Raw genomic sequence first — 26636 nt, forward strand, 5'->3', positions numbered from 1 at the left:
TCCCGCCCCACCGAAGGAGGTTGAACCGTGAGCGCCCTGCTGTGGCTGCTCATCCCGCTGACCACCGGCATCGCCGCCAGCACCTGGGCCTGGAACGCCGGACGCCACCACCCCGGCCCGCCCGACCGCGACATCTTCGAAGACCTCGACCACCACCAGCGGCTGCGGACCGCCCTCGGCAACCACTGACCACCACCGCCGCCGCCATCGTCCCTGCCCGGCCGTGTCACCAGGACGACGAACAGGGGCCTGGCCTCGATGGGGGCTCGCCCACAACGCAACCCGGTCTGGCGACGGTGCCGCGCATCTGCCGGGCGAGCCGGTCGAAGCCCTGGAAGAGTTCCGTACGAAGGAGGACCGTCGTCGCACGCCTTTGCCTGGTCACTTCCGTCCGTCCGGGCCTGGGAGCCCGGAGCGCCTTGTCTTTGCGTCTGCCCGCAAAGACGCTGCCTTGACAATGCCCCGCTCAAGTTTTATCTCTATCGGTAGGCAAGTCTGTCCGAACTCGCAGCTCGCGGCTGGTGGGGAGGCGACTTGAAGTGCGGGATCGGCACCGGACGACGAATCTGACGGACCTGTACGCGGTCCTGGGAGTGCACCCCTCGGTTACGGCCGAGATGATCACCTCCGCTTTCCGCGCCCGCGTGCGGGAACTGCGTCCCGACACGCGCGTCGACACCGACACGGCGGAGCGGTACGGCCGGCTGCGCGCCGCGTACGACACCCTCCGCGACCCCGGGCTGCGCGCCGCCTACGACCGCGAGCACACCGTGCCCGCCCCCACCCCGGCCCCGACCCCGGCCCCTCCGGTGCATCGGGTCGTGGCAGTCCGGGTGGACGGTGGTGTGCCGCCCGAGCCGCCGCTGCGAGTGGGACCGGTCCGGTGGGAGCGGAGAGCCTGAAGCGGACGTCGTCCGGATCCGCGAGCCCGGCAGTTTCCGGCAACCGTGAGGAGGAGAACAAGATGGCGCGCTCGGTCGGCATCGATCTCGGCACCACCAACTCGGTCGTCTCGGTCCTCGAAGGCGGCGAGCCCACCGTGATCACCAACACGGAGGGGGCCCGGACGACACCCTCGGTCGTGGCCTTCGCCAAGAGCGGTGACGTGCTGGTGGGCGAGGTCGCGAAACGGCAGGCCGTCACGAACGTCGAGCGCACCGCGCGCTCCGTGAAGCGGCACATGGGGGACCACGGCTGGCGGTTCCCGGACAGCGGGGACATCGACGGCCGGCGGTACACCGCGCAGGAGCTTTCCGCGCGCGTCTTGCAGAAGCTGAAGCGGGATGCGGAGGCGTACCTGGGCGAGGACGTCACCGACGCCGTCATCACCGTCCCCGCCTACTTCGACGACACCCAGCGGCAGGCCACCAAGGAGGCCGGTGAGATCGCCGGCCTGAACGTCCTGCGGATCATCAACGAGCCGACGGCGGCGGCGCTGGCGTACGGGCTGGACAAGGAGAGCGATCAGACGGTACTGGTCTTCGACCTCGGCGGCGGCACCTTCGACGTCTCGCTCCTCGAAATGGGCGAGGGCGTCATCGAGGTGAAGGCCACCAACGGTGACACCCGCCTGGGCGGCGACGACTGGGACCAGCGGATCGTCGACCATCTCGTCAAGCAGTTCAAGAACGGGTACGGCGTCGACCTGTCCAAGGACAAGATGGCCGTGCAACGGCTGCGCGAGGCCGCGGAGAAGGCGAAGATCGAGCTGTCCTCGTCCACCGAGACGACGATCAACCTGCCCTACATCACCGCGTCCGCCGAGGGCCCGCTGCACCTGGACGAGAAGCTCACCCGCGCGCAGTTCCAGCAGCTGACGGCCGATCTGCTGGAACGCTGCAAGGGGCCGTTCCACAACGCGGTCAAGGACGCGGGGATCAAGGTGTCCGACATCAACCACGTGATCCTGGTGGGCGGTTCGACGCGGATGCCGGCTGTCACGGACCTGGTGAAGGAACTCACGGGCAAGGACCCGCACAAGGGCGTCAACCCGGACGAGGTCGTGGCCGTCGGCGCGTCGCTGCAGGCCGGTGTCCTCAAGGGCGAGGTCAAGGACGTCCTGCTGCTCGACGTCACCCCGCTGTCCCTCGGCATCGAGACCAAGGGCGGCATCATGACCAAGCTCATCGAGCGGAACACGACGATCCCGACCAAGCGCTCGGAGACCTTCACCACCGCCGAGGACAACCAGCCCTCCGTGGCCGTGCAGGTCTACCAGGGCGAACGGGAGATCGCCGCCTACAACAAGAAGCTCGGCATGTTCGAGCTGACCGGCATCGCCCCCGCTCCGCGCGGCGTGCCGCAGATCGAGGTCACCTTCGACATCGACGCGAACGGCATCATGCACGTCTCGGCGAAGGACCTCGGCACCGGCAGGGAGCAGAAGATGACCGTCACCGGCGGCTCGGCGCTGCCCAAGGACGACATCGACCGCATGGTCCGGGAGGCGGAGCAGCACGCCGAGGAGGACCGCAGGCGGCGCGAGGCGGCCGAGACCCGTAACCAGGCCGAGCAGCTCGTCTACCAGACCGAGAAGCTCATCGCGGACAACACCGACAAGATACCCGCGGACGCGAGGAGCGAGACCGAGACGGCGCTCGCCACCTTGAAGGAGCGGATGAAGGACGAGAAGGCGGACACGGCGTCGGTCCGGCAGGCCATGGACCGCGCCGCACAGGCGGCCCAGAAGATCGGCACGGCGCTGTACGAGCGGTCGCGCGCCGAGACCGCGGGCGCCTCCGGGGCGCCCGGCGGCTCCGACGCTTCCGGCGGCTCCGGAGGGCCCGGCGGATCCGACACCGAGGTGGTGGACGCCGAAATCGTCGACGACGACCGGCCGGAAGCGAGGTAGTCATGGGAAACGGCCGACCGCGCACGGAGAACACCGAGTTGCAGCGCCTGCTGGAGGAGCGCACGGCGGATCTCCAGCGGGTGAAGGCCGAGTACGACAACTACCGCAAGCGGGTGCGGCGGGACCGGCTGGCCGTACGCGAGGCCGCCGTGGCCAATGTGCTGACCGCCTTGTTGCCGGTACTGGACGCCGTGGACCGCGCGTGCGAGCACGAGCCCATGACGCCGGGCCTCAAGGACATCACCGGCACCCTGGAGACCCGGCTCGCGACGCTCGGAATGCAGGAAGTCGGCAAGGAGGGAGAAAGGTTCGACCCCACCCGCCACGAAGCCGTGACCCACCACCTCGACACCACTGCAAGGCACCTGACCTGCACGAAGGTGCTGCGCCCCGGCTACCGGCTCGGTGACCGTCTGCTGCGTCCGGCGTACGTGGAGGTCACCGGGCCGCCTCCGGCCGACGGGCAGCCGGGCAGTCGGGCCCGGAACGAACCACGGGTGGCCGGCAGTCAGGTTGAGGGACGGAACGTTCCCGCCCTTCACCGCTGACCGCCGGGTTGGTCAGTGACGCTGCTTGCCGGGTCTGTGGTGATCGGCGACGACGGACGGGCACATCGGATATGAGTCCGGGTTGGAGTTGGAGTGGAGTTGGAGCGGGACAGGGTGATGCTGCCGCACTTCGATCCGGCGGTGGTGGGGGTCTCCTCGAAGCCCTTCTGGTTGTTCTGGCCGACGGCGAGCGGCCAACCGGTCTCGCACGCGCCGGACTACCTCGTCCGCCGTGGGGACGGGGCGGCCGTGGGGACGGGGCGGCCGTGGTCGTCGACCGCCGTCCGGCCGTGCTGATCGGCTTCGGCCACGGCATGGTCGGCGGACCGCTCGCCGACCTGTCCCCCGCCCCGGCCGTCATCCGCCGCCGCGGCCGGGCTCGGCTGACGGCCTGGCTGGCCAACCGCAGCGTGCGCGGCGCCGACACCGTCGCCGCCACCGCGCTGGAGGCCGCCCAGGCGCAGCAGACCGCCCTTCCTGGCAAAGGCATCGCCGGGCAGCTCGTGGCCGAACTGACGGGGCAGGTCCTGGCGCCCGACGACCGCCTCAAGCACATCGACCGGCAGATAAACGACACGTTCCGTACCCACCCCCAAGCCGAGATCATCGATTCTCTGCCCGGCATGGGCCCGATCCTCGGAGCCGAGTTCGTCGTCACAGGTGACATGACCGCCTACACCGACGCCGACCACCTCGCCTCCGCTGCCGTCCTCGTGCCCGTGCCACGTGGCTCCGGCCGCCGGGCCGGCAACCCACACCGCCCCAAGCGCTACAGCCGACGCCTGCGCCGCGTGTTCTACGTGTCCGCGCAGACGAGCATCATCCGCGAAGGGTCCAACGGCGACTTCTACCTCAAGAAGCGCAGCGAGGGCTGCAAACACGTCCAGGCCCAATTGGCGCGATAGTTCATCGCCCTGGCCCGCCGACGCGCCAGCGTCCTGTGGGAACTGCTGCGCGACAACCCGCTCTTCACCCCCGAGCTGCCGGTCGCGCAGACGGCTTAACTTCATCAGGGAGACTCCGTGCGGTGTGAACGCTGGTTCCCACTGACGACCTCGCTGTCAGCTCCCTACTCAGCGATCATTCGCAATTCCTAATCGGCAGCCGAGTCGTCGCAGGCGCCGAGCGGCCGATCAGTCAAAGCCACCAGCGGCAGAGCGTTTCCAGCCACACCCGGCACCCCGGGCGGGTCAACCATACGAAGGGCTCACCCCGTCCCGCAGAACAACGTGGGAGCGCTGCGGTTGGCGAGTTGAGCGCGCGCGGGATTGGGCGGTTACGCTCTCGGAGCTCCGGCATACAGAGCGGCCAGCAGTGGTATCAGTCCTCTCACTCCCCGGTCATGCTCGGCCCTAAGGACTGCCCCGAACTGCGAGTAGCTGGTGACTGCCCACTTCTCGTTGTGCAGCCCACCCGGGAAGAGCTGCTCCATGGGCTTTCCGTAGCCGTCGAGAACGACGAATGCCACTGGGAGACTCGGGTCAGTCTCATGCATCCATCGAGGCCAGTAATCACTGGTCGCGGCTTCGTAGACCTGGTCGGTCTGCCAACGAGCGTTGGGATTCTTCTTGTACCCCGGGGCGTGAGAAGGGGAGGTGAAACGCTTGTGCTCGACCACTACCAGTCCACGAAAATCTTGCTGCTGGGCTTCGACCACGAGATCGACCCCGCTGGACGGACAGTAGGCCGACAGTGGCAGGACAACGTCAACTCGTGACGATGGGTTGAGGCTGACGAACAGAGCGCGGCATACGGACGGGGCGGAGTCCGGATCCAACAGGCCGGCCAGGATGAGTCCAGTGAAGGAATCCTCCGTCAGGGCGTGCGGCTGCTCGTTGATCTTGTTATCGCGCAGCCATGCCCGATGGGCCGCGTGGTCGTCGATCAGCTTCTGCTTCTGGTCCGCCGTGGGTGCTGGGAAGGCCATCTGCCTGATGTTGCCAGTGCTTCGTTGGTACAGAAAGGGCTTCCCCACCTCACAGGGTCTGGCGGCACACCCGCCAGAACAACTGCTCACTCGTCAACCGAAACACTCAGGCACACCAGGCCCGCCCACTGTTCGGGGGGGGCGGCTTCTACAGCTCGAAGTCCAGATGGATCACGTCGTTGATCTGCACCTCCTGCAGGGAGCCGGCGCGGCGGCCGCCGTCTTGGAAGTAGACCTCCTTGAGGGCTTCGGCGGTCAGCTCGCGCAGCCGGTCGTCGCCGGCGCCCTGCTGCTGGGCGTCGAAGAGGCGGGCAGCGTGCTGGGGCGGCAGGGCGACGGTCAGGTGCCGGATGCGGTCCTGGTCCGTCGTCCCGATCGGGGCGGTGTAGCCCAGGCGGGCGTGGACGTCGATGACGATGCCGTCGGTCGTCGCCGCCTTCTGCCGGGCCTTGGCCCGGATCTGCGGCTGCCACCGCTTTTTGACCTCGCGCTCCAGACGGGCGGCCAGGTCCGCTCGCGGCTTTTTGATCTGGTCCTTCACGTACCGCTCGACGGTGCGCTGGGAGATCCGCAGCAGTTGGGCGACCGCCTTGGTGCCCTTGAGCTGCTTGACCAGGTACCGCATCTGCGCGCCTGCGCTCTTGGGCGCCGGACGGGTGAACGCCTTCTGCACCGCGGCGTCCAGGCCGTCCCCGAACCTGCTCATCGTCTGCCTACTCCCCGTTGTCGATACTGGTGACGGTGCCGTCCTTGATGTACCGGGCGAGGTTGAGCGCCGGGGCGTCGAACTGCTCCCGTACGCCCTCGCCCCACAGGACGCTCTGCGTGCCCTCGTGCTTGACCAGGCCCGGGTTCACGCCGAGCTTGAAGCCGCCCGGCAGCGGCTTGCCGTCCCGGTAGGGCAGGAAGTCCAGCGGGCTGTCGCCGTCGACCGCGTAGACGACGCAGTCGGACAGGATCGCGACCGGGTACTGCCCGGTGAATGCCGCGTGCTTGACGATCTTGCGGTGGAAGTTGATGCGGGTGCGGGAGATGACCGCCGCGCGGATGTCGGGCCGCCAGGTCGGCCGGGCCAGGGCCCGCCACGGCTCACCCGGCTTCCAGCCCTCGCCGCGGGGGCGCTCGCGCAGCTTGCCGAGGCCGCCCTTGACCGTCGCCTTGATCGCCGAGACGACGATCGCCAGCTGCGGGTCTCGGCTGCGGTAGCCGTCCATCGCCGCCAGGAAGCCGGCCGGCGACAGGTCCGCATCCACGCCGAGGTCGGCCATGGTCGCGAGGTAGGCGTCGCGCAGCCGGGTGTACCAGGCGTCCAGGTAGCGGCCGTTCTCGTACCGTACGTATGCCTCGACCGGTGCGACGTCGTAGCCGAGTTCCACCGCGTAGGCGACGGTCGGTGTCGCGTACCAGGCCGGACCCTCGGGGCGCTCGCCCGTCGGCGTGAACGGGCTGGGCAGCAGATCCGCGTCCAGCTGCGCCCACCGGTCCTTGGCGACCTTCACCCGGGACAGGTCGACGTGCGAGAGGTCGACCAGCCAGCTGCCGGGCAGCTTCGCATCGAAGACCGGGTTCTTGACGTGGGTGGGCGCGCCGAGACCGACGATCAGGCCGTTGGCGCCGGCGGCGAAGGCCATGTTGACATCCAGGCCCACGAGGTTGCGGCGCAGGCATTCGGCGTCGGTCATCGGCCGCGCCCAGTCGTAGGCCTCCTCGAACAGCTTCTCCGCCGGGCCGCGCACGTGGAAGCGGGGCAGGTCCGCCAGGAGCGGGTGCCCGTCGGGTGCCTCGCACGGTGCGCAGTCGACCGGGTCCTTGCCCAGCGAGCCGGGATTGTGCTCGGAGTGCCGCTTGCCGTCGGCGTCCGGCTCGGAGGCCCGGGTCGGCGGGTGCAGCGCGGTCATCAGTTCCAGGCCGGTCACGGCCGTCGATCCGCGCGGCGTCATCACCCTTGAGGCGTACACGCCCAGGAGCCGGGCGAGTTCGGCCGGTGCCAGCTGTCCGGCAGTGCCCCAGTGGCGGGTGTCCAGCGCATTCCACGACGGGATGCACAGCTGTACGCAGGCCCGCTCCGAGCCCTGCGCGGGGCGGTAGATCCGCGCCCACGGCCCGAACCCGCGCTTCGTCAGCTGCCACTGCGCGCGGGTCAGCTGCTTGACGACCTTGTGGCCCTCCTGGATGCGCCCGGCGACCCGCTCTTGCTCCGTGAGGTTGGCCGGAAGGCCGTAGCGCTCCAGCGCGGCCTCGGTGAGCACGAGCAGCGGGTCGGCGTCCTTGCCGGGACCGGAGAGCTTCGCCTGACCGAGCTTGGCCTCCGTCAGCGTCCAGTCCACCAGGGACGGCAGGGACTTGGCGGGCACGTCCAGGACCAGGCCGCCGGTGCAGTACGCGAGCACCTTCCCGTCCTCGACGTCGACGACGGCCAGCGGCCCGTTCTCGAACCGCGGGTCGGTGCCGCCCGCCGGGATACCAGCCGGGGTTCCGGCCGGGGCCGCCTTCCGCGCGCCCGGACGGCGCGACGTCGACGCCGGCCTGGTGGTGCGCGCCGGACGCGCCGCGGCCGCCGGAGCGGAGGCGGCGGGAGCAGGGGCCTGGGTGTTCTCGTGATCAGTCACGGCCGCAGCCTCGGGCGCCGGGGCTGCGGGCAGAGTCCCGGTTTCCGCCGGGTCGGATGCGCCGGTGAGCGTGGCGGACACCGGGGCGGACCGCTCCTGCGGTGCGGGGTAGAGCTCCGCGAGCTGCTTGAGCAGCCGCGCGTACGCCTCGCGTTCCGGGCCGCGCGGCTCGGTCGGCTTCTTCGCCGACTCCCAGGCGGACACCGTGGCCCGGCGCACCTTCAACGCGCCGGCCACATCATCCAGCGTCAGGCCGTGCGCCTGGCGCAGCCGCTTGCGTTCCTCCGCCGACGGCAGCGGAGAGCGAGACGCGACCAGCGCGTCGACCGCATCAAACAACTCGGACATGGAACACCTCCCGGTCCATACGCTATCCCATAAACCGCACGGAGAGCGTTCTTTCACCGTACGATTCACGTACGACGCGCGTACGGGGCTTCTTTTACAGGTCAGTGGTGAGCGGAGCCGTGAACTGGTTCAAGTGCCCCTGCGTCAGGCCCGTTTTACGCCGAAAAGCCCATGAAAGGGCAGGACGGATGCCGCACTCGCTACGGCAGGGAGCCCTGAGCTTCAGGCCGGTCACCGTGCCGATCCCCCTGCACGCCGCCACCGGCAGCGGACCGTCCGTGTCCTTCGTGCGCGTGCACAAGGCCGACGGCGGGCGTGTACGTAACCAGCCCGTGTGCTCCCTGGAGGACCACGGCTCGGTCGCCATCGGCAAGATCGCCCAGCGCAGAGCAAAGAGACCCTCGCGCTGGTACGGCCGATGGGCGACATGCTCGTGCTGCACTCGCTGCGCTGGCCCCACCAGATCCGCACCTCCACCGGCGTGGTCCCCGACCGGCCGGCCGACATCAGCGAAGATGAACTCGCCGCGGCCGAAGAGCTAGGTGAAATCCTCTCCCGCTCCGACGTCTACCGCGCCGTCGTGAAGCCCCGCTACCGCACCCTGGAGCATCTGCGCCAGATCCCCGCCGACGAGGTCCTCGCCCGCCACGAACCCGAAGCGGCCCTGAAGATCCTGCTGGACCACTGCGGGCGCAGCACCGAGCGCTGGGAGGCACTCGCCGCCGCCATGACCTTCGGCTATGACGAAGAGGAGATCACCTTCGGTCAGCTCCTCGACTCCCTGCCCCGCGCCCCCAGAGGCGCAGACATCCTGACCGGACGTCCCGCAGACCGGTGCGTGCGTGGTGCCTCCGCGCGCGCAGACCGCAATGCAGGAGCTGCGGCTGGCGCGCACTGGACCGCCCTGTGGAGAGGGCGCAATCCGGGCTCGATGTGCAGCGTTGGCGCTGATGCGCGGTGAGCAATGGGAGGCTCCGCCGCGATCGAGCCGCGCGACGAGCGAAGCCACCATCGTCTTTCGGCCCCGGACTGGCTAACCGCCGATCCTCGCCCCGCCTTCGGCGACGATCAGCCTGGTCACGGCTGGTCGGTGGCAGGACGGCGACCGGCACATCCTGGTCGTGACGGACACGGGCTACGGCGTGATGCGCCTGGCCTGGGTACTGCGCGACCTACCCGTCGAAGTGGTCGGGCGCCTTCGTTCCGATCGTGTCCTGCGGCTGCCGACGCCGCCGCGTGCCTACGACCCTAAGGGCGGTCGGCCACCCAAGCACGGAGCGAAGTTCCGCCTGGCGGAAGCCGGAGAAATGGCCGGAGCCGGCAGCAGTGACGAGCAGGCGGCAGGTGCCCGGAGCGAGGCTGGTGAGGATGGATGACGGCCTCAAGGTCAGGCGGCCCAGGGGACAGACCGCCTGGCGGCCCACTCCAGGGACGTACATAGGCGTGGCGGGAGCGGGACAGCAACGATGGTGATCGGGGGCTGCCGCCTCCCACGGCACGGGGAGCGCGGAGCGTCGCAGTCGAGGCGCGGCGGCCGGAGCCACCCGGCCATGGCGCGGTGCCGACCGCGGTGCAGAGGCCGCGGTCGGCACCGGCCTTCGGGTTCGGACCGCTCAGTGCGGGACCTTCGTGGGCGAGCGCTTCACGCCCGCGAAGGCCAGGACGGCGCCGAGGACGCACAACACGCCGGCGACCAGGACCGCGCAGTGCACTCCGTTCATGAACGCCTGATGGCTTCCCTCGGTGATTGCCTGCTTGAGCTGTGCCGGCGCCGGGGTGGGGACAGGCGCGACTCCCATCGCCACCGTGTCCTTCGCCTCCAGCAGCCCGGCCGCCGCCGGGGCGGGGACGCCTGCCGAGGCGAGTTCGCCGGTGAGGGTGGCGTCGACCCGGCCGGCGATGAGGGAGACGAGGACGGAGGTGCCGAGGGCGCCTCCGACCTGCAGTGCCGTTGCCTGAAGGCCACCGGCCACACCCGCGTCCTTCACCGGGGCGTTGCCGACGATGGCGTCGGAGGACGAGGCCATCACTATGCCGACGCCGAGGCCGAGGGCGATGAAGGGAGGCCACATGAGGACGTAGGCGCTGTGCGCGTCCCAGCTGAGCAGGGTGAAGCACGCGACGGCCTGCAACGCCATGCCCAGGGGCATGGTGAGGCGGGGGCCGAACCTCTCCGTGAGGGCCGCTCCCAGCGGCGAGGCGACCACCGAGGCCAGACTGAGAGGAAGGCTGCGGACACCCGCCTCGACAGGGGTGAACCCGCGGACGTTCTGCAGGTAGATCATGACGAAGAAGATCACGCCGAGCAGGACGAAGAAGTTCAGGGCGGTGATGACGGTGCCGATGGTCAGTGCGGGGTTGCGGAACAGACGCATGGGCAGCAGGGGCGAGGCGACACGGGTCTGCCACCACCCGAAGAGCACGAGGAGCAGGGCGCCGAGGGCGATGGCACCGAGTGTGCCGCCGGAGGCCCAGCCCCAGGTCTCCCCCTTGACCACGCCGAAGACGAGGGCGAGAAGCCCCAGGGCCAGCAGGGCGACTCCGAGGATGTCGAACTTCTCCTGCGCGGCGTGTTCGTTCCTGCTCTGCGGGAGGACGGCCGCGCTGAAGGCGAGGGCGGCGACCCCGATGGGGGCATTGACGTAGAAGACCGATTCCCAGCTGACATGCTGGACGAGGAAGCCGCCGACGATGGGGCCGAGGGCGGTGGAAACCGAGGAGACCATGGCCCAGATGCCGACCGCCATGCCGAACTTCCACGGGGGGAAGACGGCACGTAGCAGGCCGAGGGTGTTCGGCATCAGCAGGGCGCCGAAGAAGCCCTGGAGGGCGCGGAAGGCGATGACGCCTTCGATGGATCCGGCCAGGCCGATGGCGACGGAGGCGAGGGTGAAGCCCGCCACCCCTATGAGGTAGAAGGTGCGGCGGCCGAAGCGGTCGCCGAGCTTGCCGCCGAGAATGAGGGCCGCGGCAAGGGCGAGCAAGTAGGAGTTGGTGACCCACTGCAGGTCGGAGGTGGAAGCGCCGAGGTCGCGCCCGATCTCGGGGTTGGCGATCGATACGACGGAACCGTCGAGTCCGACCATGAAGAGACCGAAGGCTACCGCGATCAGCGTCAGCCAGGGGTTGGACCGCCGGCCGGCTCTCGTGCCGGCCGGCGCGGGGCGGGAGGATTCTGCCAGGGTGCTGGCGGAGGACATGGCTGTTCTCTGTCTTTCATTGACGCTGTGCCGGCCCGGTGCGGCGATCTGGGCGCACGACCGGCCGGCGGCAGGAAGGGACAGCCCGCACCGCGGCGTCGGGCAGTTCCCGAAGCCGTGATCAGCGGGCGGAGTGAAGGCGCTCGTTGAGCGTCCGGAGGGCCCCCAGAGCGGAGCCGAGAGCGTCCAGCTCGCCGTCGGTCATCGCCCGCAGGACCTGCCGGACGTTGTCCCCCATGAGCTGCTTGACCTCACCGAGTCGATGCCGGGCGGTCGAGGTGAGATGCAGATGGGCGATCCGCTTGTCGGCACCGTCCTGCCGGCGTTCCAACAGGCCCTGCTCGGTGAGCTGGGTGACCAGGGCACTGACGTTGTTGGGCTTCATCAACACCGCATCGGCGGCGGCACGCACGGTGGTGCCGTCGTTGGCCTCGACGTGCCGCAACAGGATGAGTTGGGCTTCGGAGGGCTTGGGGTGCGGGTAATCCCGGTCGACGTGCCGTTCGAGCGCCCTGGCCAGCTCAGGCAGGCATGCCGCAAGGCCGGTGGCGATGCGGTCGACGTCCTGACCGGATGGGCTGAGCTGGGGCACCCCGGCATTTAACTATGAGCACATACCTATGTCAAAGGATGGGGCTACGGAGGGGCCGGCCGTCCGAGGCGTCAGTCAGCAGCTCCTCGACCGGCCGCTTCCCGGCGGGCGCCGGGTGTGGCCCTCCGGCGAGGCACGGCTCTGGACCGCCGGGGTGTCGGGCCGTGGGCCACAATTGGGACACTGCGAACGGGGCCTCACCGCTCGGCACCGAGCAACAGTGCTGCCATGCAGGTTTTCAGGCCGCCTACGGCGGCCCCCGGCAGCTCGTTCCCGTACGCCCTTGCCTGCCCGTTCAATCCTTCAGGAGGCCACGCTCACCGACGAGGTAACCCGCGTGCATGCGGGTCTTCGCACCCAGCCGCCGCATGATGACTTCTATGTGGCGTTGGCAGGAGCGCAGGGACATGTTCAGTCGGCGCGCAATCACTCGATCCTCGACACCTTGCACCATGAGACGCAAGATGGTGCGCTTGGTGCTTTCGGAAATCTCGTCGACCACCTGGCGCTCGCAGGAGGTACTGAACGTGACGCCCCGGGTCCACGCCCGCTCGAATGCGGCGACCGCGAAGGCGATCACGGTGGAGTCCCGCACCAACACGATTCCACCTGAACGAGTGTGATCAGGGAAAACCGCCACCTGCCCGTCAAAAACGGTCAGCGGCATGAAGCTGTCGCTCCGAGTGCGGTACGACGTATTGCACCGCGTCTGGGCCTGCATGCGCTCGGTCAGGTCCCGCCGGAAGCGCGCCGTGTGCGGGAACAGGATGCGGACCTCGACATCCGCACCGAGTATGGACTTGCCGCCTGAATGAAAATACGGCATGGCCGCGAGAGCGGCGGCCGCATCCGGCTCGGAGAGCAGGATCTCCGAGCGGCAAGAGGCAGCCAACTGCAAGGTCAGATCGGCGGCTTGGGAAGACGAGGTGACGACCTCCACGGACGCGGGTCCCGCATGGCGTGCCACTCCTTCCTGGTAGACATTGGTGAGCTCGTACAGCACCGCGCGCATGCGGTCGACCTCATGTTGCCGGTGTTCGATATCGCGCTGCAGGGGCGCAATGAGCTCGACTCGCGCCGTCTCAGGCGACACCGCGAAGTATTTCGAAGGCAACGTCGGGTCGACACGGACCAGATGCATCCGAAGCAACCTGCCGATCGACGCCTCGATCTCCTGCTGCTGCCGCCCGGTCCCTGAGGCGATTTCCTTGACGGAGCAATGCGCGACCCCGGCAATCCAGCTGTATATCTCGCGGTCCTCACTTCGCAGAAACCCCGTCTCGGTCTCCGTGGACCGCGACCTGAGTGACCCCTCATCGCGTGTGACGCGCGACACATTAGGCACGGTGGAATCCCTCGTCCTGCCGCCGGGCGGAAGTACGACCCCCTGGCTGGCGTTCTCTTGCTGGGCCGGAAGCCTAACCTATCCGTGTCACCGGAACCGGCATACGCGGCGCGGTCGGCATCTACGCCTTCTCGTGGTCGCAGGTATTCGGCAGCCGCCCTTCTGCCCGCGCGGATTACCGCCACATGAGATGACGTCAAGGCGCATGGTCCGTTCGCCTCCGGCAGACACGCAAAACTTCACGCCACGAAACGGAAATGTCAAACTCGTGCAACACATAACTCTTTGTGTCGACGACTTGGCGCGTACCAGAATCATCGGCCCACTCAGCCGGCACGTCGAGGCGATTTTCGCAGTGGATGCCCTGCGCAACACGCAGAGCGACTTCCTGCAAGCCTGGCGCCGTAGAGTGATCGCGACGATAGCGCATCCCGGCAAGGAGCTGGATGGAGCCCGGCAGCTGACGAGGGTCAGCGGCGGCTCCCGGGAGGTTCTGTCCGCCTGGTCGGGCATCGTAAAGGCGCCGGGTACGACCCACTCCAGCACCCCGGGAGTACAGAGAGCACATTTAGCAGCTGCCGTCGAAGAGATGTGCCGAGTGGCCGTGCGACCGCACTGGAGACGCGTTCACGCTCACCTCGCCTCGGCCCGGGACTTCCGCCGGGACACCATGTGCCGTGACGGAATCGAGGCTCTCCTGAACAGCCTGGGCCCGGGAATACGCTGGAAGGCGCCCGTGCTGGAAATCAACTCCGCAGGCATGGCACCTGTCGTGCCGAACGGGCGCGGCCTGCTGCTGTCCCCTTCGCTCTTCCTCCAGGGGGACGCCGCGGTGCTTCCGTCGCTCCCGGGCGAGGCGGGGAGCAGTCCGGTCCTGATTTTCCCTGACCGCCCAGGTGGAGATCACTGCTCACTCCTGGACGAGGAACCGCCGTCCACGCCTGCCGCAAGCCGCCTGCCGCAAGAGAGCCTGGCTGCCCTGCTGGGCAGGACCCGGGCAGCCATCCTCCAGGCATTGCGTGACGGCTGCGGCAACGGCGAACTCGCCGAGAAACTGGGGATCACCCCGGGTGCGGTGAGCCAGCACACCAGCACACTGCGGAACGCCGGGCTGGTCTCGACCCGCCGCAGCGGCGGTCGGGTCGTGCACACCGTCACCACGCTCGGTCGCCATCTTCTGCACGCCGGCCCGGACGCCGACGAACCGTGTGCCACCACATGACAGACGGCTCGGCGGCCGACCCTTCCATGACACCCGACGGCTTTCGCCTACGCATTCCTGCGCCCTTCTCGTGCGCCATGTCTACAAGTCAGCCGCTATGTGCCGCCCTGTTTAGCTGACACTAAAAAGGTTGCAAGTTGTACGACCGTCTTGGATCATGATCTTTCATTGACAGGGCCGGGAGCCCCGACCTCTTCATTATGTCCGGCGCACCGCTGGGCGAGTTCCCTACAGCTAGGGACAACGGAGGAACGAAGTGGACCCGAAATATGGGGTGTATATCGTCGCGGATCCCCATTGGTATGAGCCACTGGAACGCTGTGACGATGTCGCCTCGCGGTTCTCTTTGGCCGAGCGTGAATTACCTGACGGGTGGAAACGGGACCGGTATGGCATCTGGGAGATTCTCACCCCTATTGGGGGGCCGCAGTTGCCCAACCAAGGCTGGAAGATTCACGTCACCGCCACGCCCGATACCGCAGAGAAGACCATCGAGCAGACCTGGGCAGTGTGTCGGCGGCTGAACCTTTCCTGGAAGTTCCTGCGCAGCCGTCGCGTCACGCATGTGCTCAACAGCAAGTACGCCAGCCGCGCCGCCAGCGGAAAGGTCGTCACCGTCTATCCGCGTGATACCGAAGAGCTGCGCATTGCCCTCACCGAACTCGATGCGGTACTTGGCGGCCGCCCCGGTCCGTACATCCTCTCCGACCACCGCTGGAACACGGGACCGGTGTCGGTCCGGTACGGGGCCTTCACGCTGATGTGGTGCGAACTGCCCGACGGCTCACGGGTGCCGGCACTGCGCGATCCGCAGGGCAACGCCGTCCCCGACCGGCGTCGGCCGGCCTTCACCGTTCCCGACTGGGTCGACATCCCGGACTTCCTCACCGCCAGCCTTGCCGCAACGGCCGGGTGCGCTGACATCACGCTCAACGGCTATACGGTGCTCATGGCCCTGCACTTCTCCAACGGTGGTGGCGTATACCTGGCCGAGGCCCCCGACGGCACCCAGGTCGTCTTGAAGGAGGCGCGCCCGCACGCCGGTCTGGACGCGGCCGGCGCTGACGCGGTGGCGCGGCTGCGCAACGAATGGTCGGCCCTGGAAGCCGTCGGCCACCTGCCGTTCGTCCCACGCCCCATCGAGTACTTCACCGTCTGGGAGCACCGCTACCTGGCCATGGAGCATATCCAGGGGGAATCGCTCAGCACGTGGATGGGCCGCGACTACCCGCTCACCCGGCATGAACCCGATGAGCGGGTACGGGCCACGTACACCACGCTGGTCATCGACTACTTGGGGCAGGTGGAGTCCGCCGTCGAGGCCCTGCACGAGGCGGGGCTGGCCTTCGGCGACCTCCACCCGCACAACATTCTCATCCGTGACGACGACACCATCGCCCTGGTGGACTTCGAGACCGCCACGGCTGTCGACACCGAACGCACCACCGTGCTCGGCGCCCCCGGCTTCATCGATCTGTCACTCACCGGCGCCCGCGAGTGCGACCTCTACGCTCTGGGCTGCTGCCAGCTTTCCGCGGTCATGCCGCTCACCGGCCTGATACAGCGCACGCCGGCGGTCGTCGGCCACCTGATCGAGATGGCCACCACCGCCTTCCCGACGCTGCCGGCCGCATACGTCGAGCGGATGGCGGAACGCCTGGCCCTGTCCCCGACCGTGCGCCCCCACCTTCCCGGATACCGGACCGACGCGGTGCCCGCGCTCACCTCACCGCGCGCCCCCTCTCTGCTGCGCGGCATTGACCGGGCCGCCGGCACCACCCGCACCGACCGGCTCTTCCCCGGCGATATCGCCGGGCACCGGGACGGTGCGCAGCTCGGCCTCGCCCACGGAACACCCGGAGTCCTCCTCGCCCAGCTGAGCACCGGCTCCTGCGTAGACCCCGAGCACCTGAGGTGGCTGGAACGCGCGGTCCGGCGGGCGCCGGCCGGCACCCCGCTCGGTCTGTACGACGGCCTGGCCGGCACGGCATGGCTGCTGCACCGGCTCGACAACCCACTGGGTGAAGAACTGATCGACCGCGTTCTCTCCAGCCGGCTGCCTTCCTCGCCGGGACTGTTCAGCGGACTGACCGGCATCGCCCACCTTTTGTTGGACGTCGGCGTGCGTAACGAAGCTCTCACACTGGCAGCGGCCGTTCGGGACCGCATCGGCGAGGACGGCGCGCTGGACCGCCCCGGCCTGATGTACGGCTGGTCGGGACCAGCCGTACTGCTCGCCCGCTGCGCCCACCTGACCGGCGACGAGGAGTGGGCCGAGGCCGCCGCGACTGCTGTCCGCGCTGACCTCAAGCATGCGCGGGAGCTGGACGGAACCCTCCAGATGAGCAGTTCCCGACGGCTGCTGCCCTACCTCGCCGAGGGCTCGGCCGGAGTCGCCCTGGCAGCCATGGCACTGCCCGGCACGCAAGCCGCCGAGATGGACGTCCACGCCATCGTGACGGGGGCAGCACACGCCGCAGCGGTCCACACCGTGGCCCAGGGCGGCCTGTTCAACGGCCGGGCCGGTCTTGCCTACTTCCTGTCCCACGCCACTGCCCACGTACCGCAAGCGCGCAGGTGGGCCGAACACCAGCTGCGCCTGCTGTCCCTGCATGTGGCCGACCACGACGGCGGACAGGTCCTCTACGGTGACCAGCTCCTGCGCCTGTCCACCGACCTGGCCACCGGCGCCGCCGGCGCCCTGCTGGCGATGCAAGCAGCCAAGACGTCCGGCGCGCCCCTGCTGCCTGGTGCTCACCCGACCAGAGCTGATCACCGGCCGCAGCGGCCCGCCGGATCCTGTGCATCCGCACGCGGAGAGGAGGTGCCCGATCATGACGAACGTTCTCGCACTGCAGGAACTCGCCGAGGACACCCGCCTGGAGGGGCTGAGCACCATCAGCTTCATCGGCTGTGACACCTGATGGCTCTCAGCCATGAGAGAGGGGTGCGGGGGGCGCCACGTCGAGTGTGGTCTCTCCGCACCTTCTCCAGCCGATCGCTCTGTGAAGGACAGCAACCGTGTCTGTGGCGCCCCCCTCCCCGCCCCCTCTGAGCATCCCCCGCCTCACCCCCACCCGCCTTCTCCTGTCGGAGGTACGGGTGTATCCCGGGCGGGTGATCGGCGTGGCGGCAGCGTGCTGCGCCACCGCGGCGGGGGTCGGGGCCTGTCTGTTGCTGCTGCTCGGCGCGAGTCTGGCCGATCATCAGGCGGACTCGCCCGAAGCGGCCGCCGCCCAAGGCGCTCAGCAGATCATGGGGCTGCTGATGTCCATGCTGCTGATGTGCGCGGTCCTGGTCACCGGCTCCACCGTCTCGCTGTGGACGGGACAGCGGCTGCGCCAGTTCGCCGTCCTCAGGGCCCTGGGGACCACCGCCGCCCGGCTGCGGCTGATGGTGGCCGCGGACGTGGCACGCCTGGCCCTGGTCTCGGCGGCCGTCGGTGCCGCAGCCGGAGCCCTGCCGCTCGCAGTGCTCGGCCGTCACTTGCTGATCGAGCAGCAGATGTGGCCCGCCGGCACCTCGCTGCCGCCGCCCGTCCAGATATGGGGCGTCTGCGCCGCCGTGTGCCTGGCGACCGGCGGCATCGGCGTACTTGCCGCGCTGCTGAGCGTGCGGGCCGCAGGACGGGTCAACGCGATCGACCTCCTGAAGGACCACGAGAGCGCGCCCGGACTCCAGCGGAGTCGGGCCCGGTTGATCACCGGTCTGTCCTTGGCGTTGCTGTGCGGGTCCCTGCTGCCCTATATGGTCCTCTCGTCGCTTCCGGCGAAAGTACGCGCCGGCATCCCCACAGCACTGGCCCTGCTCGTCATCCCCACTCTGGCCGTGCTGGCCCCGTGGATCATCCCGCCGCTGACCCGACCGCTGTGCGCGGTCCTGCGCGTGCTGGACCGGCGCGTGGGCGCCGTCGCCACCGCAGGCCTGCGGGCCACGCCCGCCCGCACCGCGGCCCTGGCCGTTCCCGTCCTGCTGGCCGTGGGGATCACCGCCTGCATGCTCGGCGCCGGCGCCACCCTGGGTCGCGCGACCCAGCAGGAGGTCGCATCGGCGCTCCGGGCCGACGCGGTGATCAGCGCGGAACCGGGAGTTCGGCTCCCGGCCAGTCCCGGCCCGCTCCCTGGAGCCACCGCCACCCCCGTGGTGGCCACCCAGGTCACCGTGCCCGGCCGCAAACGCAGCTCAGCGCCCAAGCCGGTCCGTGCCTGGGGCGTGGACGGACGCGTGCTGACACGCGTGCTGGACCTTTCCGCGCGGGAGGGGGACCTCACGAAGGTCGCCGAGGGCACCTTCGCCGCAGGTGCCACCTTCGCTGACGAGGCGAAGTGGAAGATCGGCCAGTCCGTCGACCTGACGCTGGCGGACGGGACGACACAGCGGTCCACCCTCGTCGCGACCTACACGCGGGACCTGGCGTTTCCCCGCATGATTCTCCCGCGCGCCACCGCCCTCGCCCACACCGCCTCCGCCGCTGCCGACCGGATCTTTTTGACCGGACCGGGCAACGCCTGGCCCGCGGCGAAAGGCCAGACCGTCGCCTCACGCGAGGAATACGCGCAGACCTTCACCCGCAGCCCCGGCGACGACCTGGCCGCCCGGCTGATCGTGGCAGTGGTCGCGGCATACGCACTGCTGGCGGCGGCCAACACCAGTGCCCTGGCGCAGCGGGACCGGGCGGCGCAGCGCGCCCACCTGCGGGCCTTGGGGCTCAGCCGGTTCCAGATGCTGCGCTGTGTGCTGTACGAGGCACTGGGCGCAGGGGCGGTCGGGGCGGTGCTCTCCGGCCTGGTAGCCGTGGTGTGCCTGGTGCCGCTGTCCGTGACGCTCAGCCTCGGTCCGCTGCCGACGGTCGACGCGCCGTGGACCGGGGGTGTACTGGCGGCTGCCGCCGTGGCCCTCGGCGTCCCCGCCGTCCTGACGGCCCACCCGCTGCTGGCCGTCCAGCGGCAGTTCGCCCGGAGAGGCCAGTGACTGCAGCGCCGCCGGGGCCGGCACTGGGCAGACCGTTCTGGCTGCTGTTCGGCGAGGAGGCCGCGTCAGCGTTCGGAACAAGCGCCTCGGTCATCGCGCTGCCGGTGGTCGCGATGCGGGCCTCCGGGGATGTCCGGCAAGCCGGGCTGGCGAGCACGGCGTTGTCCGCGGGCATTCTCCTGGCCCGTCTGCCCGCCGGAGTGTGCGCGGACCGATGCAACCGCCGGACGCTGCTGCGCTCCGGCAATCTGCTCGGCGCGGCGATCCTCGCGACTCTGGCGCTGCTCCAGTCGCAAAAAGCCCTGTGCCTGCCCGTGCTGGCGCCTGCCGCGCTCCTTTTGGGCATGGCCGGAAGTACCCTGGTCCCGGCCGAGAACGTCGCCGTCCGGACGTTCGTGCACCCCGACCCTGTCCCGAAGGCCTTGTCGTTGATGCAGGCACGCACAGCCGTGTCCATGATCGCCGGGCCGGTGGCCGGCGGCGCGCTGCTCACGGTGGAACCGGCGTGGGTCTTCACCCTCGATGCCGCCACCTACCTCCTCGCGGCAGCATGCGTGGCGGCCCTGCCACCGAGGGCAGGGTTCATCGGCGCCGGGCAGCTCACACTGAAGGCAGCCTGCGACGGCGTCCGTTTCCTGTGGCGCTCGCCGTTCCTGCGATACGCCGCGGTCAATGCCGCTGTCCTGAACCTGATCTTCAACGGTCTGTTGATCGTCATCATCACCTCGGCCGGCAGCGGAGAGCGGGCCGGTCTGGGCATCGGGTTGCAGACCGCGGCGATCGGGGCCGGGGCCCTGGGAGGTTCTCTGATCGCGGCTCCGGTGGCCCGGCGTCTGCCGGCAGCGCGCGGGATCGCGTTGTCGACCGGCGCGATCGCTGTGGCATTGACTTGCTTCGCGCTCGTGCCCGGCGGCGCGGCTGCGGCGTTCCCGCTCGCCGTCGCCTCCGCTTTCGGACCGGTGGTCACCGTCTTGCTGACCACCGCGCAGATGCGGATGACTCCGGCTGAGCTTCAGGGCCGGGTGCACAGCGGGACCAGTTTCCTCGCTCAGGCCGCCTCCCCGCTGGCCCCGACTTCCGCCGCCGTGTCCACCCATGCCTTCGGACTTCTTCCGACCGTGCTGGGAGCCGCGCTGGTGGTGGTCCTCCTCGCTCTCGTCGGCAATGTCGTCACCGCCCGCCACATCCCCGTCTCATCACCAGCCACGGCTGGACGCACCGCGGCCGGCGGAGCCGGTGCTGAGACGACCGACGCCCGCGGAACCAGCGCAACCGAGCTGCCGGGCACGGGCCAGGACACCGGAGCCGGTGATCAGAAACCAACGCTCGGAAACCAGGAATGAGGTACCGCACATGACTCCGGCACACACCCCGCCCAGCCACCCAGATGATCATCCGGCAGCCGCTGCCTACGGCCTCACCAAGGTCCACGACATGGGCGGCCACCGGGTCACGGCGTTGGACAAGGTGTCCTTGGACATCCCCCGAGGGCACTTCACCGCCATCATGGGTCCCTCGGGCTCCGGTAAATCCACCCTGTTGCATTGCCTGGCCGGGCTCGACTCCCCGTCCTCCGGCGCGGCCTGGATCGGTGAGGTGAATCTGACCGAGCTGTCGGACCGGCAGCTGACGCTGATGCGCCGGGACCGGATCGGTTTCATCTTCCAGGCGTTCCACTTGCTGCCGACCCTGACTGTCTTGGAAAACATCACCCTGCCCACGGTGATCGCCGGTAAGCGCCCGGATCCGCAATGGCTCACCGAGGTGATCGCCACGCTGGGCCTGCGGGACCGGCTGGCCCACCGGCCGCCGCAACTGTCCGGCGGGCAGCAGCAACGAGTGGCCTGTGCCCGTGCGATGCTGAGCCAGCCGGAGATCATCTTCGCGGACGAACCCACCGGGAACCTCGATTCCCGGGCAGGCGCCGAGGTGCTGCGGCTGCTTCAGGAGTCGGTCCACCGGCTCGGCCAGACCATCGTCATGGTCACGCACGACCCGGTGGCCGCCTCCTGCACCGACCGTGCGGTGTTCCTCGCCGACGGAAGGGTCGTCGACGAACTGCAGCAGCCGACGAGGGACCGGGTGCTGGCCCGTATGCGGCTGTTCGACGCCACAGGCAACCCCTGAAGCGAGCGCGGTCTCTGGGGCAGAACAGTGCGGCCAGGAGGTGGTGCCCTGTGTCGTTTTCGAGTCCGACGAGACACCGGGGAAGGAGGGGGTGCCTGGCGCCGAGCCGGCCGGCCGTCGGCCCTCACCCACCGCCAGGCTCGCAGTGCGTCGCTGGCCCGGCGCACTCCTGCGACGCTCGGCTATTCCGCTCCCAGGCGCCCGGATCGAGTTCGGCGTGGACGGTCAGCCCGGTGCGGGTGGTGGTCGCCGCGATGCTGTTCACGATGACGTCGTGGCTGGTCAGCGGGCGGCCGGGCCAGTTCATGGAGATGCGGGAGAACAGCCGGTGCTCGATCTTGTTCCGCTGCAGGCGCGCCCGGCATCGCGATGCGCTTGCTGTCGAGGACCGGCCCGGCCTGATCCCGCCGGGCGACCGGGGCGCGTCCTTCGAAGACGACGGCCGCAGCCTGGCGGACCACCGCCAAGCCGGTCGGCGGGCAGCTGCGCAGGGCGGATCGCGGCACCCGGCACCCGGCACTGCGCGCTGATAGAACGCCGGCAGCGGCAGTTCCCGGGTGTGGCTCACCGGTGCCCTGCCCCGGTGCGGCTCCGTGCAACGGTCACTGGCGTCGGGGTTCTCGTCCGGTCGTCCGGGGAGCGGTCCCGTCTTCGCGTCCCCCCGTCAGCCACTCCACTACTTCGACTGCCCGATAGGGGCCGCCGTCCGGGCTCAGATCCGCCAAGAAAGTCAGGTCTTGGCCCAAGGTGACGACCGGCGGTTCGTCGCCTCCGAGGGGATGACGCTGACCGAGCCCAACGCTGGCCAGTAGCCCGTTGCACAGGCAGAGACGGCCCTCAGTGTCGGCAGCCGAGCCGCCCTTGCGGAGGTAGGCGGCCTCCGGTTCGGCGGGGCAGCGGTAGCCGATCGTGCCCTTGGCGGTGCGGTAGGGGACGCGCAGGTAGCCGAGGTCGCACACCCGGCGACGGGCTGTTCGGACCGCGGGATCGGACAGGGTGCCTGACACCTCAGCGACCTTGAAGGGGAAGCCGGTGGGCGATGCCCTCGGATCGTTGCGTACCTTCAGCGCCCCGGCGCGAGCCCGCGTCCTCAGCACCTGGCGCAGGCCGGGCTGCAGGCCCGACTCTTCGCACAGCGCGAACGCACTGCCGACCTGCACACCGGCCGCACCCAGGGCTCGCGCCGCCGTGAGCCGTTCGGGGTGGGCGGCACCGCCCGCGAGCCAGAAGGGAAGGCCGATCCCCGCCATCTTCGCGAGATCGGGGTGATCGCGCGGTCCATAGACGGGTTCGCCTTTCGCGTCGAGTTGCAAAGCGCCGCGCGGCGGAGCACTGTGGCCGCCTGCGCGATGGGTCTCGATCACAAAACCATCGGGTACCGTGGCTTCATCGCGGGCCAAATACGAGGCCAGGAGCGGCAGTGACACGATGGCAAGCACGTTCGGTCGTCGCAACGGTCGGGCGAGAACCGCCGATGGGGTGAGGTGGGGCATCTCGGCCGTGGATGGCCTCGCGTCCGGCCGGAGCGACTCGATCCGCACATCTCGTACCTGTCGCTTGCCTTGCGTCGGCGCCGTCCCACGGCAGCCCGTCCCCGTCCTCTCGCCCCCGCCGTCGATGTCGCTACCGCACTGACAGCCCTGGCCCGCCCCGAAGCCCGTGCGTTCCAGCAGGGCGGCCGGATCGAAATAGTGGTCGTAGTCCTCCTCGGCCCCGTCGAACCTGACACGCACGGTCACCGGCTCCAGCCGCGCAAGCCGCCGTGCCAACTCAGGCACGTGCCCGGGGACGCCCGCGCCCACCAGGACCCAGTCCACCCCCGCGAGGATCGCTCCGAACATGCCGGGAGCGAGCCCCAGTTGAACCTTTTCCAGGTAATTGATCCCGACCGGTCCCTCGTGCCCCTCCTTGGCGAGCCACACCTCTACGAAATTGCCGAGCACGGTGAGCAACTCGGCCTGCTCCCCGCGCTCGACCCGCAGCATCGGCTGCGCACGAAGGCGCTCTCCCGCCGCGACACCGCCTTCGACATAGAAGCGGTCCAGGACCGCGGTTGCCAACTCCGGTACGGGAAAGGCCGCAAGGGCGCGGCGCACGTCACCGCCCGGGTCGCCGATCTGGAGCCGTCGTGTCAGAAGAGCATCGAGTGCCGTGCCCGACACGACACCAAGCTGCCCGACGGAGCTGACAGCGCGGGCCAGTCGCCAGCCGGAGACACCGACGCCCATCCCGCCCTGGATGACCTCCGGCAGTTCTCCGCCCGCTCTGACCACCGGCATACCCCACCACCTAGCTACTCGATTCCCACAACCTACGGTCCCGTAGGTTCAGTCAGAGGCCCAGTCTTGACCACCGGAGCCCGGAGACACCCCGGCGAAAGGCCCGATTTGGGGTGACCAACGGCCCCCTGGCGGGGGCTCTTGGACCCCAACCTGTTCGTTACTGAACGTCGCGCCCTGCCGCAGCCAATTCGCCTACACCCTCGACCCGGGGATGCCGGGCGGCCAGGACCTGGGCCGCGGGGGCCGATACCGAGGGGGACCTGGTAGGTGCGGTGAAATCGCTGCGTCAGGCTGCCCCCAGCCTGACGCTCACGGCTGCCTACCAACGTGTCAAGGACGTCGCAGACCACGCGGCCTCAGGAGGTCTTGCAGAATGATCTTCGTGTGGCACGGTGGAGGGGACGGTGATGTCGTTCCTCGGGGTGAGGGTGACTCGGCGGGAGCCATGGGAGGTCAGCGACGAACTGTGGGCAGTGATCGAACCGCTGCTGCCCAGGCGCGAACGCCGCTACCGGTACCCGGGCCGCAAACGGATCGATGACCGCAAGACATTGCAGGGCATTCTGTCCGTGCTCCACACCGGCATCCAAAGGGAGTACCTGCCGCAGGAACCGGGCTTCGGGGCAGACCCCACGTGCTGGCGCCGCCTGGCCGTGTGGCAGCAGGCCGGTGTGTGGGCCCAGTTGCAACACGTTCTCCTGGACCGGTTACGGGCCGCGAACCGGCTGGACTTCTCCCGCGCCGCGATCGACTCCTCGCGCGTGCCGGCCAAGCGGGGGCGAAGCCGCCCCAAAGTCTGCCCGAGTCCGGTTGACCGAGGGCGGCCGGGCTCCAAGCACCATGTGCTGACCGACGGCGGCACTGTGCGGCGGGTCTCGCTCACCGGCGGCCATCGCAACGACGTGACACAGCTCCTGCCGCTGATCGACACCGTGCCGCCCGTCCGGGGCCGCCGCGGACGACCGCGCCGCAAACCCCGGGCGCTGTATGCCGACCGCGGCTACGACCACGGGATCTACCGCCGCCGACTGCGCCGGCGGAACATCGTTTTCAGGATTGCTCACCGCGGGCAGGCACACGGCTCGGGACCGGGCCGTATCCGGTGGGTCGCCGAAGCCGCCATCGCCCACCTCCACGGCCCCCGCCGACTGCGAGTCCGCTGGGAAACACACGACGACATGCACGACGCCTTCCTCCAGCTCGCGGGTGCACCAACGGATCGGGTGTGCGCCGGGGCTGAGCGGCATCGGGGAGTTCTTCTCGACCGTACTGACCCTCGGCCTCCCGACCTGGCTCACCGGCCGGCTGCACCTCGGTGCCGGGACGTACGCGGTGGTGCTGGCGGCGATGGGCATCGGTCGGTGGTGGGCAACCTGCTGACCGGGAATGTGGCCCTGCCGGGCCGCTTCCCGGGCGGATACTGCCTGGTGTGGGCGGTGCGAGGGGTGCTGCTGGCCGCGTTCGGCCTCAGCAGCAGCCTGCTGGAAGCGGCGGCCATCGCCACGACGGCGAGCACTCTGGTACCGCTGACCTCGATCAGCCTGAACACGGAGATCGACTACCTGCCGGGGCCGGAGCGGCTGCGGGTGTTCACCACCGACTCCGCTTTGCTCGTCCAGCGGACGCCGCCAGGCGTCGGCATCGTAAGCGTAATGGACGACGGGCAGACGGGCGCCGCTGGTCAGCGTGAGGTTGTTTACGCTGCAGCCGGACAGTGCACCGGGGCGGGGGTCGTTGACCGTGAAAGCGAGCAGCCCGCCGGGGCGGAGCCGGTTGCGGATCACGGGCAGGGACTGGGTGGGGTCGGCGTACCAGAGGGCGCCCTAGATGGAGAAGCAGGCGTTCAGCCAGGGCAGTGCGGCCAGACGGTGACGGCGTCGCCGATGCGCCAGAACAGGGTGGGCAGGTGTCCGTAGCGGGCGCGGGCCTGGGCGATGCGATGTGCGGCGACATCGATGCCAATGGCGAGCGCGGCTCCGTGGGCGGCGGCGTGGGCGATGTGTTCGCCGGTGCCGCAGCCCAGTTCCGCGACGCGCAGCCCGGCGAGGTCGCCGATCCAGGCGAAGTCGCCGACCCCACACCGGATGCGCGCACGGCACCGAACTTCCTTTAGCGCCTGCTTCTCGCCGTCGCCTGGCGTGTGCAGCGACGGTTCTGGTGTCGATGCCCAAGGAGGTTTCCCGTGGCCGCGGCCCGGTGTGTCTCCCCAAACGGTCACTGCGACAACGCATAAGCCACAAACGACATCACGATGACAGAAAAGACCGCGAACACGGTGTACCGCGCCGGGACATCGTACTTCTCCCGCTTCACCCCCCGGCCGATCTCCTCGGCGTACTGGTGCATGAGCTTTCGTGACGGGAAGAGGCCGACCGTGATGCCGAACCAGGCGAAGGAGTACAGCACCAGCATGTGCCGTGACGACCAGTGCTGGTACTGGAGTTGCCCGACCAGCACCATGCCCAGGCAGCAGGCGACGGAGACGGCCGGGAAGACGGTTCTCGCTTTGCGGCCCGGTATCCACTTGGCCATGGCGAAACTGAAGACGAACGTGGCCGCGGCCGCCATGAGTAACAGGTAGGCCAGGGGCAGGGATACGAGCATGGGGTGATCC

At 69.4% G+C, this 26636-nt stretch carries 20 protein-coding genes and 3 pseudogenes; 13 read left to right on the top strand and 10 right to left on the bottom strand.

Annotated features, from left to right (window positions below):
• The first annotated feature begins 27 nt into the window (after nt 1–27).
• The 5 genes and pseudogenes from CP973_RS40095 to CP973_RS21205 all read left to right on the top strand — a co-directional run.
• Nucleotides 28–189, top strand: a complete 162-nt coding sequence (locus CP973_RS40095) for a hypothetical protein (RefSeq protein ID WP_167538470.1) — start codon at nt 28–30, stop codon at nt 187–189.
• Nucleotides 190–539: 350 nt separating this feature from the next.
• Nucleotides 540–902 carry a J domain-containing protein gene (locus tag CP973_RS21185; protein WP_150243914.1) on the top strand — a complete coding sequence of 121 codons (363 nt, stop codon included), beginning with the start codon at nt 540–542 and terminating at the stop codon, nt 900–902.
• A 62-nt stretch (nt 903–964) separates the two neighbouring features.
• Nucleotides 965–2851 (top strand): molecular chaperone DnaK, encoded by a 1887-nt coding sequence (dnaK, locus tag CP973_RS21190; RefSeq protein WP_150243916.1) that lies wholly within the window; start codon nt 965–967, stop codon nt 2849–2851.
• Nucleotides 2852–2853: 2 nt separating this feature from the next.
• On the top strand, nt 2854–3399 hold the full coding sequence (gene grpE, locus CP973_RS21195; protein ID WP_150243918.1) for a nucleotide exchange factor GrpE: 546 nt from the start codon (nt 2854–2856) through the stop codon (nt 3397–3399).
• 284 nt (nt 3400–3683) lie between these two features.
• Nucleotides 3684–4403 (top strand): annotated as a pseudogene (locus CP973_RS21205) (transposase); the annotation flags it as partial.
• Nucleotides 4404–4675: 272 nt separating this feature from the next.
• Here the strand turns inward: CP973_RS21205 and CP973_RS21210 are convergent.
• The 3 genes from CP973_RS21210 to tap form a co-directional block, all read right to left on the bottom strand.
• Nucleotides 4676–5326: a hypothetical protein gene (locus CP973_RS21210; RefSeq protein WP_150243920.1), complete on the bottom strand. Its 651-nt coding sequence runs from the start codon at nt 5324–5326 to the stop codon at nt 4676–4678.
• Nucleotides 5327–5474: 148 nt separating this feature from the next.
• A complete protein-coding gene (gene tpg / locus CP973_RS21215) occupies nt 5475–6032 on the bottom strand; it encodes a telomere-protecting terminal protein Tpg (RefSeq protein ID WP_150243922.1) in 558 nt (185 codons plus the stop codon).
• 7 nt (nt 6033–6039) lie between these two features.
• Nucleotides 6040–8283 carry a telomere-associated protein Tap gene (gene tap / locus CP973_RS21220; protein WP_150243924.1) on the bottom strand — a complete coding sequence of 748 codons (2244 nt, stop codon included), beginning with the start codon at nt 8281–8283 and terminating at the stop codon, nt 6040–6042.
• Nucleotides 8284–8701: 418 nt separating this feature from the next.
• Here tap and CP973_RS40985 point away from each other — a divergent pair, with 418 nt between their 5' ends.
• Complete coding sequence (locus CP973_RS40985; RefSeq protein WP_244409920.1) at nt 8702–9244, top strand: Ku family protein; 543 nt, start codon at nt 8702–8704, stop codon at nt 9242–9244.
• A 160-nt stretch (nt 9245–9404) separates the two neighbouring features.
• Complete coding sequence (locus CP973_RS21230; protein ID WP_425282007.1) at nt 9405–9659, top strand: transposase; 255 nt, start codon at nt 9405–9407, stop codon at nt 9657–9659.
• A 237-nt stretch (nt 9660–9896) separates the two neighbouring features.
• Here the strand turns inward: CP973_RS21230 and CP973_RS21235 are convergent, their stop codons facing one another.
• From CP973_RS21235 to CP973_RS21245, 3 genes are all read right to left on the bottom strand, one after another.
• The gene (locus tag CP973_RS21235) at nt 9897–11483 is read right to left on the bottom strand and encodes an MFS transporter (RefSeq protein WP_150243926.1); all 1587 of its coding nucleotides are present in this window, start codon (nt 11481–11483) and stop codon (nt 9897–9899) included.
• Between the two features lie 121 nt (nt 11484–11604).
• Nucleotides 11605–12075: a MarR family winged helix-turn-helix transcriptional regulator gene (locus CP973_RS21240; protein ID WP_150243928.1), complete on the bottom strand. Its 471-nt coding sequence runs from the start codon at nt 12073–12075 to the stop codon at nt 11605–11607.
• A 295-nt stretch (nt 12076–12370) separates the two neighbouring features.
• A complete protein-coding gene (locus CP973_RS21245; protein ID WP_167538471.1) occupies nt 12371–13411 on the bottom strand; it encodes a LuxR C-terminal-related transcriptional regulator in 1041 nt (346 codons plus the stop codon).
• Between the two features lie 745 nt (nt 13412–14156).
• On the opposite strand from CP973_RS21245, the gene CP973_RS40100 reads away from it, so the two are divergent.
• The 5 genes from CP973_RS40100 to CP973_RS21270 all read left to right on the top strand — a co-directional run bounded on the left by CP973_RS40100 (nt 14157) and on the right by CP973_RS21270 (nt 21740).
• Nucleotides 14157–14642 (top strand): ArsR/SmtB family transcription factor, encoded by a 486-nt coding sequence (locus tag CP973_RS40100; RefSeq protein WP_167538472.1) that lies wholly within the window; start codon nt 14157–14159, stop codon nt 14640–14642.
• Nucleotides 14643–14898: 256 nt separating this feature from the next.
• Nucleotides 14899–17559: a class III lanthionine synthetase LanKC gene (gene lanKC / locus CP973_RS21255; RefSeq protein ID WP_150243932.1), complete on the top strand. Its 2661-nt coding sequence runs from the start codon at nt 14899–14901 to the stop codon at nt 17557–17559.
• A gap of 104 nt (nt 17560–17663) precedes the next feature.
• Nucleotides 17664–19613, top strand: a complete 1950-nt coding sequence (locus CP973_RS21260) for an FtsX-like permease family protein (protein WP_150243934.1) — start codon at nt 17664–17666, stop codon at nt 19611–19613.
• On the top strand, nt 19610–20956 hold the full coding sequence (locus CP973_RS21265) for an MFS transporter (protein WP_167538473.1): 1347 nt from the start codon (nt 19610–19612) through the stop codon (nt 20954–20956). The genes CP973_RS21260 and CP973_RS21265 overlap by 4 nt, the downstream gene beginning before the upstream one ends.
• 10 nt (nt 20957–20966) lie before the next feature.
• Complete coding sequence (locus CP973_RS21270; RefSeq protein ID WP_150243937.1) at nt 20967–21740, top strand: ABC transporter ATP-binding protein; 774 nt, start codon at nt 20967–20969, stop codon at nt 21738–21740.
• A gap of 193 nt (nt 21741–21933) precedes the next feature.
• On the opposite strand, the pseudogene CP973_RS21275 reads toward CP973_RS21270, so the two are convergent.
• Together CP973_RS21275 and CP973_RS21280 are read right to left on the bottom strand one after the other, a co-directional pair.
• Nucleotides 21934–22083 (bottom strand): annotated as a pseudogene (locus CP973_RS21275) (ISAzo13-like element transposase-related protein); the annotation flags it as partial.
• Nucleotides 22084–22342: 259 nt separating this feature from the next.
• A complete protein-coding gene (locus CP973_RS21280) occupies nt 22343–24019 on the bottom strand; it encodes a nitronate monooxygenase (RefSeq protein WP_208853272.1) in 1677 nt (558 codons plus the stop codon).
• 410 nt (nt 24020–24429) lie between these two features.
• On the opposite strand from CP973_RS21280, the pseudogene CP973_RS21285 reads away from it, so the two are divergent.
• Nucleotides 24430–25233, top strand: a pseudogene (locus CP973_RS21285) (IS5 family transposase); the annotation flags it as partial.
• Nucleotides 25234–25865: 632 nt separating this feature from the next.
• Here CP973_RS21285 and CP973_RS41810 read toward each other — a convergent pair.
• A complete protein-coding gene (locus tag CP973_RS41810) occupies nt 25866–26240 on the bottom strand; it encodes a methyltransferase domain-containing protein (protein ID WP_425282008.1) in 375 nt (124 codons plus the stop codon).
• On the bottom strand, nt 26237–26626 hold the full coding sequence (locus CP973_RS40455; protein WP_150243942.1) for a hypothetical protein: 390 nt from the start codon (nt 26624–26626) through the stop codon (nt 26237–26239). Before CP973_RS40455 ends, CP973_RS41810 begins: the two co-directional genes overlap by 4 nt.
• Between the last annotated feature and the right edge of the window lie 10 nt (nt 26627–26636).

The organism is Streptomyces albofaciens JCM 4342, assembly GCF_008634025.1.
In the GTDB taxonomy this organism is placed as follows: domain Bacteria; phylum Actinomycetota; class Actinomycetes; order Streptomycetales; family Streptomycetaceae; genus Streptomyces; species Streptomyces albofaciens.